General features: G+C 69.0%; 8 protein-coding genes and 1 pseudogene. 2 read left to right on the top strand and 7 right to left on the bottom strand.

The genetic code is table 11. The features are described from left to right. Positions 1–13: 13 nt before the first annotated feature. The 4 genes and pseudogenes from A37U_RS54745 to xsc form a co-directional block, all read right to left on the bottom strand. A pseudogene (locus tag A37U_RS54745) lies at positions 14–951 on the bottom strand (ABC transporter permease). Between the two features lie 30 nt (positions 952–981). After that, complete coding sequence (locus tag A37U_RS41910) at positions 982–2,343, bottom strand: amino acid permease (protein ID WP_051111553.1); 1,362 nt, start codon at positions 2,341–2,343, stop codon at positions 982–984. A 102-nt stretch (positions 2,344–2,445) separates the two neighbouring features. After that, positions 2,446–3,810 carry an aspartate aminotransferase family protein gene (locus A37U_RS0101340; RefSeq protein WP_020494801.1) on the bottom strand — a complete coding sequence of 455 codons (1,365 nt, stop codon included), beginning with the start codon at positions 3,808–3,810 and terminating at the stop codon, positions 2,446–2,448. 196 nt (positions 3,811–4,006) lie between these two features. Next, a complete protein-coding gene (gene xsc, locus A37U_RS0101335; RefSeq protein ID WP_020494800.1) occupies positions 4,007–5,779 on the bottom strand; it encodes a sulfoacetaldehyde acetyltransferase in 1,773 nt (590 codons plus the stop codon). Between the two features lie 115 nt (positions 5,780–5,894). Here xsc and A37U_RS0101330 point away from each other — a divergent pair, with 115 nt between their 5' ends. Together A37U_RS0101330 and A37U_RS0101325 are read left to right on the top strand one after the other, a co-directional pair. Further along, positions 5,895–6,842 carry an AAA family ATPase gene (locus A37U_RS0101330; RefSeq protein ID WP_020494799.1) on the top strand — a complete coding sequence of 316 codons (948 nt, stop codon included), beginning with the start codon at positions 5,895–5,897 and terminating at the stop codon, positions 6,840–6,842. An 82-nt stretch (positions 6,843–6,924) separates the two neighbouring features. Continuing rightward, positions 6,925–8,553: a cobaltochelatase CobT-related protein gene (locus A37U_RS0101325; RefSeq protein WP_020494798.1), complete on the top strand. Its 1,629-nt coding sequence runs from the start codon at positions 6,925–6,927 to the stop codon at positions 8,551–8,553. On the opposite strand, the gene A37U_RS0101320 is transcribed toward A37U_RS0101325, so the two are convergent. From A37U_RS0101320 to A37U_RS0101310, 3 genes are read right to left on the bottom strand one after another with little or no spacing between them, the layout of a single operon-like run. Continuing rightward, positions 8,511–9,947 (bottom strand): sodium:solute symporter family protein, encoded by a 1,437-nt coding sequence (locus A37U_RS0101320; protein WP_020494797.1) that lies wholly within the window; start codon positions 9,945–9,947, stop codon positions 8,511–8,513. The genes A37U_RS0101325 and A37U_RS0101320 overlap by 43 nt on opposite strands. Next, positions 9,944–10,168: a DUF3311 domain-containing protein gene (locus tag A37U_RS0101315; protein WP_020494796.1), complete on the bottom strand. Its 225-nt coding sequence runs from the start codon at positions 10,166–10,168 to the stop codon at positions 9,944–9,946. Before A37U_RS0101315 ends, A37U_RS0101320 begins: the two co-directional genes overlap by 4 nt. Beyond that, on the bottom strand, positions 10,165–11,796 hold the full coding sequence (locus A37U_RS0101310) for an amidohydrolase (protein WP_020494795.1): 1,632 nt from the start codon (positions 11,794–11,796) through the stop codon (positions 10,165–10,167). The genes A37U_RS0101315 and A37U_RS0101310 overlap by 4 nt, the downstream gene beginning before the upstream one ends. Between the last annotated feature and the right edge of the window lie 32 nt (positions 11,797–11,828).

Here is an 11,828-nt window from a genome sequence, read left to right as displayed (position 1 = left end):
CGCCGGGCGGAACTCATACCCAGTAGGACACCCGGGCCCGGTAGACGCGCATCAGCAGCAGGGTGACCGTCCAGCCGAGGATCGCCATACCGGCGCAGACCACGAAGCTCCACGGGCTGAACAGCTGGCCGATGAACGGTCCGCGCACCACCTGGATCAGATGATAGACCGGGTTGAGCTGGATGATCGGCTCGACGAAGGCCCTCAGTGCGTGCCGGGAACCGCCGGGGGAGAGCAGCTGATCGATCGGCCAGACGATCGGGGTCAGGTAGAACAGCAGCCGCACGATCGCGTTGATCAGCTGCGGGAAGTCCCGGAACCGGGTGGAGACGATCCCGAAGAACAGGGTCAGCCAGGTCATGTTGAGCAGGACAAGGGCGAGCCCGAGCAGGCCGAGCAGCCACTCCGGGGACAGTCCCGGGTTGCAGATCAGGTCCGCTCGGCACGCCCCCGCGGCCGACTGGGTCGCGTACGGATGGTCGAGCTCGGCGAAGAAGATGGCGAGCGCGGCCACGTAGACGAGCGCGTTGTGCGCGAACATCAGCAGCTGCCGCCACACGGTGCGCAGCATGTAGAGGGAGATCGGCGCGGGCAGGTGCCTGATCAGCCCTCGTTCGCGATGAACGTCTCCATGCCCTCGGTCAGGCAGCCCTGGATGAGGTTCCAGGTGATCAGCCCGGTGAGCAGGTACGGGATGAAGGTCGGAATGTAGGTGTGGAACAGCACCCCGTAGAGCAGGCCGAGCCCGACCGCGATGACCGCCTGACTGATCGCGATCCAGAACGGCCCGAGCACCGAACGGCGATACCGCGCCCGGATGTCCTGCCAGCCGAGGTGGCCCCACAGGCTACGCGCGGACAGCCCCTCGCGCAGGTCCGCAACGGCTCGCCGGACCGTACGGCCGGCTTCGGCAGGAGCGTCCCGGCTGGCCGGGGTACTCGGCGCGCGCACGGTGCCCGAGGTTACTCCTCGCGTGTTGAATTATCCGCCGGGGCTGCTCGTCTCGCTCGGGCTCGGCGTCCCGGTCTCCCCGGATCCGGTGCCCGCCGTCGCCTTCTTGGCGCGGCGCCTGCGGATCTCGAAACCGATCAGGATCACCACGAGGGTCAGCACACTGAGCCAGAACTGCGCGCGGCTTGCCGGGAGCACCGCCATGGCGATCAGCACCGCGGCCATGAGCGCGATGGTCGCGTAGCTCAGCCAAGGGAACAACCACATCCGCAGGGTGCCCGGATCGCGGCGCTTGCGCAGCCGTACCTGGGCCAGCGCGATGGCCAGGTAGACGAACAGGGCCACGGCACCGTAGGAGTTCACCAGGAAATCGAAGATCAGATCCGGTGAGGCGTACGCGGCGATCACCGAGACCAGGCCGACAACGGTGCCGAGCAGGATCGCCCTGCGCGGCACCCCGCTGCGGGAGAGCTTGGTGAACGCGCGCGGGGCGTCCCCGTTGTCGGTGAGCGCGAACAGCATCCGCGAGGAGGTGTACAGCGCGGAGTTCAGGCAGGACAGCACCGCGATGAGCACGATGGCGTTCATGACCGTGGACACCGCGGGGACACCGAGCACCCGCAGCGCGGCCGCGTACGGGCTCGTGGCGATCTCCGGGGTGTTCCACGGCCGGATCGCGACCACCACGAACACCGAGCCCACGTAGAACAGCACCACCCGGAAGACGATCGAGCGCATCGCCTTGGCCACGCTCTTCGCCGGTTCCGCGGACTCGGCCGCCGCGATGGTGACGATCTCGGCCCCGGTGTAGAAGCCGATGCACGGCACCACGGCGGCGAGGATGGCGCCGATCCCGAGCGGGGCGAATCCGCCGGAGGACACCAGATTTCCGAGCCCGCCCTGGGCTCCCGGCCACCAGCCGCACAGGTACAGCACGCCGACCAGCAGGAACACCACGATCGCGATGACCTTGATCGAGGAGAACCAGTACTCGAACTCCCCGTAGGAGCGTGCGGAGACCAGGTTCGTCGCGGTGAGCAGCACGAGCAGGGCGAGGCTGAGCACCCACAGCGGCACCGAGGGCAGCCACAGCTGCACGATCCGCCCGCCCGCGACCGCTTCCACCGCGACGACGATCACGAAGAAGTACCAGTACATCCAGCCGACCGCGAATCCGGTCCGGTTGCCGAAGGCCTCTCTCGTGTACACGTAGAACGAACCGCGCACCGGTTTCGCCACGGTCATCTCGGCGAGCATCCGCATGATCAGCACCGTGATCAGCCCGGCGATCAGGAAGGAGATCACCGCCGCCGGGCCGGTCGACTGGATCACCACGCCACTGCCCACGAACAGCCCGGCACCGATCGCCCCGCCGATCGCGATCAGATTCATGTGCCGCTGCCGCAGGCCCTGCCGCAGCCCGTTCGATTCGCCCTGGCCCACTGAACTCCTCACGCTCCTTTGCGCCATCGTTCCACCGTCCCGGATCAGGTTCTAGGCTTGAATGGCCTTCTCCACCTGGGTGAGCATCCCGTCGATGCCGTGCAGCAGAGCCGACAGCGTGTCCCGATCCGCCACCAGTGGCGGGGAAACCATCAGCATCGTCGCACCCCGGTCGTCGCCGCGCAGCAGTACGCGCGTATTGCGGAACGCTTCGGGCAGCACCTCGCGCAGCACGGTGGCCGATTCCGCCTCGGTGAACTCGCGCCCACCGTCCCGGTCGGCCATCAGCTCGATCGCGTAGAAGAACCCGGTCCCGCGCACATCCTTGACGCAGCGGTGCGCCTCGGTGAGCGAACGCAGGCCCTCGTACAGCACCGGCCCCTCCTCGCGCACGTGCGCGGGCACCTGCTCATCGCGCATGGCGGTGAGGTTGGCGACGGCCACCGCGGTGGAGACCGGGTGCCCGCCCCAGGTGGCGCCGTGGGTGAAGGTACCGGCCTTGGGGGAGCCGAACAGTTCCTCGACGAGCTGCTCGCGCACCAGGAGGCCACCGAGCGGGGCGTAGCCGGAGGTCGAACCCTTCGCGAAGGTGATCATGTCCGGGACGACGCCGGTGAACCCGTGCCCGAACCAGTAACCGATCCGGCCGAAGGAACAGATCACCTCATCGGAGACGAGCAGGATGCCGTACTTGTCGCAGAGATTGCGCAGCGCCGCCCAGTAGCCCCCGGGCGGGACGAGCGCGCCCCGGCCGTTCTGCACCGGCTCGGCGAACACGGCCGCGATCGTCTCCGGGCCCTCCTCGAGGATGACCTCTTCGATCGCGCGCACACAGGCCAGCTGCTCGGCCGGGCCGCAGTCGCCGAGGAAACCGAGCGTGTTGGGCACGTGCCGGACCCCGGGCATGAGCGGGCCGAACGGTTCCTTGATCTTCGGCAGCCCGGTGACGGCGAGCGCGCCGAGGGTGGTGCCGTGGTAGGCCATTTCCCGGCTGATGATCTTGGTGCGCTGTGGCTGGCCCTGGCCGCGGTGGTACTGCCTGGCGAACTTCACCGCGGATTCCACGGCCTCGGAACCCGAGTTGACGAAGAAGGTGGTGCCCAGATCGCCGGGGGCGAGTTCGGCGATCAGTTCGGCGGCCTGGATGGCCGCGGGGTGGGCGGTGCCCCAGTTGCTGGCGTAGCCGAGGGTGCTGATCTGGTCGGCGGCCGCCTTCGCGATGTCCTGGCGGCCGTGGCCCATGTTCACGCAGAACAGGCCGGCGAGGCCGTCGAGATGGCGGTTGCCCTCGCTGTCGATGAGATAGCAGTCCTCGCCGCGCACGAAGACCGGGAAATCCTTGTCCCAGGCCTGTTTCTTGGTGAAGTGCGGGCCGAGGTGGCGGCGGGCGCTCGCCCGCAGTGCACTGGTCTCCATACTCGTCTCCTTTGACCGCTCGCGCTGTGTGCCTCAAACGATGGCAGCGGAACTGGTCCGCGCAAAGAACCAGACAGCGCCGCTTTGGTGGGTCCAGAACGCGCAAAGACGCTGCCGCACAACAAACTGTGTCCGGACGCGACAAGCGGGTGCCCCGGCGCGCCGGGACACCCGCTTGTCCTTGTCAGGAAAGGGATTACACGTAGTCGGAGTACTTCTCCAGGTAGCGGACCGGCTTGGACAGCGCATCCCTGCGGAACGGGTCACCGAGCTCGCGGGTGCACATGATCTCCACGACCGTGGTGCGTCCCTTGGTCATCTGCGCCTCGACCGCCTTGCGCAGTGCCGGGCCGACCTCCTCGAGCTTCTCCACGACGATCCCGTCCGCGCCCATGGATTCGGCGATGCCCGCGAAACTGGGGCTCTCCAGTTCCCCGGCCACGAACCGGCGGTTGTAGAAGTCCACCTGGTTCTTCTTCTCCGCGCCCCACTGGCGGTTGTGGAACACCACGGCGGTCACCGGGATGTCGTGCCGCACGGCGGTGAGGATCTCGCCCATGCTCATCGCCCAGGCCCCGTCGCCCGCGTAGGCGATGGCGGGACGTTCGGGTGCCGCGGCCTTGGCACCGATGATGGTGGGCAGCGCGTAACCGCAGTTGCCGAAGCTCATCGGGGCGAAGAACGAGCGCGGTTCCTCGAAACGCAGGTAGCTGTGCGCCACGGAGTTGATGTTGCCGATGTCCGTGGACACCATGACGTGCTCGGGCATGGCCCTTTCCAGCTCCCGCAGTACCTGCCGCGGGTGCAGCCAGTTGCCCTCCTCCTGCTCCTGTTCGGCGATCATGTCCAGGCTGTAGGGATCGGTCTCATGGGTCCACTCGGAGAGTTCCGTTTCCCACTCGTCCTTCTCCGCCTTGGTTTCCGCGGCCCGCTGCGCCGTGGTGGCATCGCAGGCGAGCGTGCGCCCGGTCAGCCGTTCGGTCAGTGCGGCGGCGGCCTCGCCCGCGTCGGCGCAGATGCCCACGGTGATCTTCTTGACCAGGCCGAGCATCTTGTGGTCGGCGTCCACCTGGATGATCTTCGCGTTCTTCGGCCAGTAGTCCATGCCGTGCTGGGGGAGCGTGCCGAACGGGCCGAGCCGGGTACCGAGGGCGAGCACCACATCGGCCTTGGAGATCAGCTTCATCGCGGCCTTCGAGCCCTGGTAGCCCAGCGGCCCGCACCACTGCGGATGGCTCGCGGGGAAAGAATCGTTGTGCTGGTAGCTGTTCACCACCGGGGCACCGAGCCGTTCGGCGAGCGCCTTGCACTGCTCCACCCCGTCGGCCATGACCACCCCGCCGCCGGAGATGATCACCGGGAATTCGGCGCTGGCGAGCAGATCCGCGGCTTCGTCGAGACTGCGGGTGCCGCCGGCACCACGGTCGAGCCGCTGCGGAGCAGGGATGTCGGCCTCGAGCTCGCCGTAGAAGAAATCGCGCGGGATGTTCAGCTGGGTCGGCCCGATCTCGGACATCGCCCGGTCGAAGGCGCGCGCGGTCAGTTCCGGCATCCGCTTGGGATTGTTCACGTGCGCCTGGTATTTGGTGAATTCCTGGAACATCGGCAGCTGGTTGGCCTCCTGGAAGCCACCGAGGCCGATGCCCATGCTCCCCGCCTCCGGGGTCACCATCACCACCGGGCTGTGCGCCCAGTAGGCCGCCGCGATCGCGGTCACGCAGTTGCTGATGCCCGGGCCGTTCTGCCCGATCACCACGCCGTGCCTGCCGCTGACGCGTGCGTACCCGTCGGCCATGTGCGCCGCGCCCTGCTCGTGCACGACGGGGACCAGCCGGATACCCGCCGGCGCGAAGATGTCCATGGCGTCCATGAACGCCGAGCCCATGATGCCGAAGATGTCCGTGACACCGTTGGCGGCCATGGTTTCGACGAACGCCTCGGACGGGGTCATCTTTCGCGGCTCACCCATGCCGACTCCTTCCATATGATGACAAAGTCTTCCTTATAGTGGAATATGTTGACGATAGGACGGTGCGCCGGAGCAGTCAATGCCGCGTACGCGCGAGATGAGTCGAGGAGGGCACATGTCAGCGGAATTCCGATCGCCGGACACCGAGGTGGCCGCACGCGAGGTGTTCGGGATCGACACCGATCTCCGGGTGCCCGCGTTCACCGAGGCCGATGAGCACGTGCCGGACCTCGATCGCGGTTACCGGTTCGACCGGGAGACCACACTCGCGCTGCTCGCCGGGTTCGCGCGCAACCGCAGGGTACTCGTGCAGGGCATGCACGGCACCGGGAAGTCCACGCACATCGAACAGGTCGCCGCGCGGCTGAACTGGCCGTGTGTCCGGGTGAACCTGGACGGGCAGCTGTCCAGGCTGGACCTGATCGGGCGGGACGCGGTCGTGCTGCGCGAGGGCCAGCAGGTCACCGAGTTCCGCGAGGGCGTGCTGCCCTGGGCGGTACGCCGCCCGGTCGCGCTGATCCTGGACGAATACGATGCCGGTCGCCCCGAGGTGATGTTCGTGGTGCAGCGGCTGCTCGAACGCGAGGGGCGGTTCACCCTGCTGGACCGCAACGAGGTGCTGCGCCCGCATCCCGGGTTCCGGCTGTTCGCCACCGCCAACACCACCGGGCTCGGTGATCACACCGGCCTCTACCGCGGGGTGCAGCGGCTCAACCAGGCGCAGCTGGACCGGTGGAACATCGTCGCCGCGCTGGATTTCCTGCCCGCGGCCGAGGAGATCGCGATCGTGCTCGGCCAGGTTCCCGGACTGGACCGCGAACTGGCCGCGGCCATGGTGGAACTGGCGGGCCTGACCAGGGAAGGCTTCGCCGCGGGTGACCTGTCCACCCTGATGTCCCCGCGCACCGTGATCAGCTGGGCGGAGAACCTGGCCGTGTTCCCGGATCCCGGCGAGGCCTTCCGGATGTCGTTCGCGAACAAGTGCGATCCGGAGGAACGCCCGCTGCTCGCCGAGTACTTCCAGCGCTGTTTCGCCGCCGAACTGGACGAGCTGGTGGCATGACGACTGTGCTGTCCCGATCGGACTTTCGCTGCGCTCCTCACTCGCCGGCGCTCGCTGCGATGCTCATGAAAGGTCCGCTCTCATGACATCCGTCGAAGGAGCCACCCTGCGTGCGCTGACCGGGATCCCGGAACTGTTGTTGCACGGTCCGGTGCCCTATCGCGGCGGGATTCCGGTACGGATCCCGGTCGCACATGTGCGCCCGGAACACCGCAGCGCGACGGTGCGGCGCGGCTCGGTGGACGCGATCGCCGCGCGGCTGCGGTATTCCGATCCGCGGCTGTTGCGCGCCACCCGCCCGGAGCATCCGGTCGCGCGGGCGGTTTTCGAACAGCTGGAACAGTTCCGCGTCGAGGCGCTGGCCCCGCCCGGACTTCCCGGTGTGGCGGCCAATCTGCGCCGCTGCTTCGCCGACTGGTCCGAAGCGGTGCGCGCCGGGGGCCACCTCGAGACCGCGCGCGGACTGCTGCTGTACACCGTGGCGGTGATCTGCCACGCGCGGGTCACCGGCGAGCCGATCCCGGAAGAGGTCGAGGACCTGATCGAACAGCCGAGGGCCGCGCTCGCCCCCGCGCTCGGGGAACAGCTGGCCAGGTTGCGCCGCAGCCGGGGCGATCAGGCGGTCTACGCCGGGCATGCGCGGGAGATCGCCGAAACCCTCGCACGGATGCTGGGCGATCCCGGTGAGCCGGAGCGGGCGCCGGATTCCGCGGGCGCATTGCTGGTGCTCGGCGCCGAGAGCGAGGTCGAACATCCGGGGATGCGCGGCGGGAAACCGGAAACCGGTGGGGAAACCGCGCCGTACCGGGTGTTCACCACCGCGCACGATCGCCAGCAGCACGCCACCGAACTCGTGCGGGCGGCCCAGCTCCGCGAATACCGGGAGCGACTGGACCGGCTCGTGGCCGGCCAGGGGATCGCCATCGGCCCGCTGGCCAGGAAGCTGCACGCCCTGCTCGCCGAACCACGGGTGGAGGGCTGGCTCGGCGGCCAGGAGGAGGGGTATGTGGACGGGCGTGCGCTCAGCCAGCTGATCTGCGCCCCCGCCGATCACCGGGTGTTCCGTGTCGAGCGCACCGAACCGGTTCCGGATGTGCTCGTCACATTCCTGCTCGACTGCTCCGGTTCGATGAAGCGGCATATCGAATCGGTCGCGGTGCTCGTGGATGTGTTCGCCCGCGCGCTCGACCGGGCCGGGGCCGCCTGCGAGGTGCTCGGGTTCAGCACCGGCGGTTTCCACGGCGGCCGCGCGCGGCGGGACTGGCTGCGTGCCGGGAGCCCGCCGGATCCGGGCCGGCTCGCCGAACGGCGGCACCTGGTGTTCAAGGAGGCGCGCACTCCGTGGCGGCGCGGCCGGTCCGGGATCGCCGCACTGTTCCGCGAGGACCTGTACCGGGAGGGGATCGACGGCGAAGCGGTGCGCTGGGCGGCCGAACGCGCCGAGGAGCAGTCCTGGCAGCGGCAGGTGCTGGTACTCGTCTCCGACGGGGCACCGATGGAACGGGCGACCGAACTGGCCAACGGCGCCGGTTACCTGGAGCGGCACCTGCGCGCGCAGCTGACCGCACTGGAGCGGGCCGGGCGGGAAGTCCTGGGACTGGGGCTCGGCCTCGATCTCGGGCGCACCCTGCGGCGGCACCGCGAGCTGGACACCGAATCGCTGTCCGGTCAGCGGATGGTGGCCGAGGTGCTGGCCGCGCTGGCCCGCTGAGTGCCGCGGTGCAGCACCGGAACCCGTTCGGAGCCCGGCCGGATCGCACTCCAGCCGAACACCACGGCCAGGTTCAGCGCCATCGAGATCAGCCCGGGATTGACCCCGCCGAAGGAGAATCCCGCCACGTACAACAGGATCGCGGTCACCGCGCCGACCACCATGCCCGCGATCACCGCGCTGGTGCGCACCCGCCTCGCGAACAGTACCGCGAGCCAGCCGGGCACCAGCTGGGCGAGCAGGTTGTAGGTCAGGTTGAGCACGGTGAGCATCAGCGTGGAGGCCACCAGGGTCAGTACCGCGCCGAGCACCAGGAACACCCCGACCGCGAGCACCGTCCAGCGCCGCTGCACCGAGGGCGCCAGGTTCGGCACCAGATTGCGGCTGACCATGCCGCCGAGGGACAGTGCGGTCGCGGCGAGCACGAGCACCCCGGAAAGAGCGGCGCCCGCGGCGACGATACCGAGCAGCCCGGAGGGGAGCAGTCCGCGGGCGGTCGCCATGAACACGGTGTTCGGATCGGCGAGGTCCGGATGCATCCGGATGCCGTAGTAGGCGGCGAGCACCACGAACGGGAAGATCAGCATGTACAGCGGCATCCACACCGTGGAACGCTTCACCGTGCGTTCCGAGCGGGCCGGGAAGATGTACGAGGCACCGAAGCCGAGGTAGAACACCAAGCCCTGGAACAGGATCGTGGTCATCGCGAAGGTCAGCTGCGATCCGCCGAGCGTGGTCTCGATGTGCCGCGGTGGCCCGCTCGGCGCCGCTCCACCGCTGTCCAGTGCGAGCACCGCGGCCAGCCCGACGGCCACCACCGCGATCAGCATGAGCGTGTCCTTGAGGATCGCCACGAAGGCGGGGGAACGGATCCCGGAGACCGCGATGTAGCCGAACGCGACGAGCCCGGCGAGCACCACGCACTCCACCGGGTTCAGCGGGATCCCGAGGTTGCTCAGCACGATGCGCAGCCCGATGAACTGGTACTGGCCCCAGGGGATCAGGGCGAGCAGCATCATCACGCAGGAGACCAGTTCCAGTTTCCTGCTCCGGAAATGGCCGCCGAACACGTCCGGCACGGTCATCGCGTCGTAGCGGTGCGCGGCCCGCCAGATCAGCGGCGCGAGGAAGTACCCGATGGCATAGGCCAACAGGATGTAGCCGAGGAACCAGACCCCGTAGCCGGGACCGCCCGCGTAGATCCCGCTCGGCAGGCCGATGATGGCCCCGATGCTGTACACCTCGCCGACCGCGAGGAAATAGATGAGCCAGGCGGGAAAACTGCGCCCGCCGACCAGGAACTCGGAGATGCCGCCGCCCCGGGTGCCCCGGCCCGCCCAGAACGCGAGCGCCAGCGAGGCCAGCATGACGACGACGAGGATCGCGACGGTCATCCGGGTTCCTCCGGTCGGTCCTCGGTCACCTGCCGGTCGAAGAACCGCCAGCTGATCCACAGGCACAGGGTGGTGAGCGGGAAACAGCAGAAGATCCAGAAGAACACCAGTGGAAAGCCGAGCACGGTCACCGTGCTTCCGGCCACCGCGGGGATCCCCGCGAACAGGGCGAGCGCCGGGATGCCGAGTCCGATGAGCAGGCTCGGCCAGCGGCGGGTCATCGCGTCGTCCCGGTCCAGACCGGCTCGCCGCCGCGCACCGTTGCCTCCACCCGGAGGTCGCGCAGCCGCTGCGGGTCGACGGTGAGCGGATCGTCGTCCAGCACCGCCAGATCGGCGAACTTGCCCGGTTCGATGCTGCCCTTGAGATGTTCCTCCCCGGCGAGGTAGGCGGCGTCGATGGTGTAGGCGCGCAAGGCGTCCCGTGCGCTGACCGCTTGTTCGGCACCGAGCGTGTGCCCGCCACTGGTGGTTCTGGTGACCGCGCACCAGATTCCCTCCAGCGGCGGTACCGGGGTCACCGGGGTGTCCGAGTGCAGTCCGAAGTGGATTCCCCTGCGGCGCGCGGAGGCCAGTGGGCTGATCCGGGCCGCCCGTTCCGGGCCGAGGAACACATCCCGGTGCCGATCGCCCCAGAAGTACACGTGCTTGACGAAGAACGAGGCGAGCACGTCGTGCGCGGCCATCCGGTCCAGCTGGTCCTCGCGTGCGGTCTGGCAGTGCTCGATGCGGTGCCGCCTGCCGGTGCCCTCCGGAGCGCCGAGCCGTTGGTAGCCCTGCACGATGGCCTCGATCGCGGCGTCACCGTTGCCGTGCACGGCGACCTGCCAGCCCGCCCCGTCCAGCGCGGCGATCCGCCTGGCGAGCTCGTCCGGTTCGAGCAGCAGCATCCCGTGCTCATCGGGTGCGCAGGTGTAGCCCTCGGCGAGGCAGCCGGTCAGGCCCTGGATCGAGCCGTCCGCGACGATCTTCACCCCGGTCATGGTGAACGCATCATCGCCGGGTTCCGGTGGTTCCGGGACACCCTCGCGCAGGCCGTCGAGCAGTTCGTGGAAGAGGTATCCGTGCACCCTGGTGCGCAGCGCGCCCTCGCGGTGCAGCCGCCGGTAGGCGCTGAGCTCGGCCGCCCCGCCGATCAGCCCGACCCCGGTGTCGTGCACCGAGGTGATCCCGTTGGCCAGGTATTCGGCATCGGCGAGGCGCAGTGCCTCGGTCAGGGTTTCGACATCCTGCCCGGGCAGCTGCGAGGTCGCCAGGAAGGCCGCCGATTCGATCAGCAGCCCGCTCGGGTTCCCGCTCTCGTCCCGCGCGATGCGCCCGCCGGGTGGGTCCGGGGTGTTCGCGTCGATGCCGACCGCGCGCAGCGCCGCGGAGTTCGCCACGCAGAAGTGTCCGGAGACGTGGGTCAACAGCACCGGATTCCGTGGCGCGACGGGATCGAGATCGGCGCGCGTGGGGTGCCGGTTGTCGGCGAGCAGCGTGTCGTCATAGCGGAACCCGCGGATCCACTCGCCCGGACCGCGATCGCGCACCGCCTGCGCGACCCGCTCGACGATATCGGAGATCCGGTCATTGGGCGGGCTGCCCGCGTCCACCGGTGCCGCGAGGGTCAGCCCGAAGAAGGTCGGATGGTTGTGTGACTCCACGAAACCCGGAATCACGGTGCGCCCGGCGAGATCCAGAACCTTCGTGCGCGGTCCGATCAGCGCGGCGATATCGCGCTCCGAACCGACCTCGGTGATCAGCCCGCCGGTCGCGGCGACCGCCCGCGCCGTGCGCGCGCCGGCGTCGAGGGTGTGCACGGTTCCGCCGGTGAGGACCAGATCCGCCGGATTTGCCGCTGGTGTCAAGGTGCCTCCTCGTTGCCGGTCGCTCGCCTGAG

It is taken from the genome of Sciscionella marina DSM 45152, from assembly GCF_000379465.1.
Taxonomy (GTDB): domain Bacteria; phylum Actinomycetota; class Actinomycetes; order Mycobacteriales; family Pseudonocardiaceae; genus Sciscionella; species Sciscionella marina.
This window is presented reverse-complemented; position numbering and strand designations above follow the sequence as displayed.

Excerpts from the sequence above, each read along its gene's own strand:
- A37U_RS41910 (WP_051111553.1), bottom strand. The coding sequence starts at position 2,343 with ATGAATCTGATCGCGATCGGCGGGGCGATCGGTGCCGGGCTGTTCGTG.
- A37U_RS0101340 (WP_020494801.1), bottom strand. The coding sequence starts at position 3,810 with ATGGAGACCAGTGCACTGCGGGCGAGCGCCCGCCGCCACCTCGGCCCG.
- xsc (WP_020494800.1), bottom strand. The coding sequence starts at position 5,779 with ATGGGTGAGCCGCGAAAGATGACCCCGTCCGAGGCGTTCGTCGAAACC.
- A37U_RS0101330 (WP_020494799.1), top strand. The coding sequence starts at position 5,895 with ATGTCAGCGGAATTCCGATCGCCGGACACCGAGGTGGCCGCACGCGAG.
- A37U_RS0101325 (WP_020494798.1), top strand. The coding sequence starts at position 6,925 with ATGACATCCGTCGAAGGAGCCACCCTGCGTGCGCTGACCGGGATCCCG.
- A37U_RS0101320 (WP_020494797.1), bottom strand. The coding sequence starts at position 9,947 with ATGACCGTCGCGATCCTCGTCGTCGTCATGCTGGCCTCGCTGGCGCTC.
- A37U_RS0101315 (WP_020494796.1), bottom strand. The coding sequence starts at position 10,168 with ATGACCCGCCGCTGGCCGAGCCTGCTCATCGGACTCGGCATCCCGGCG.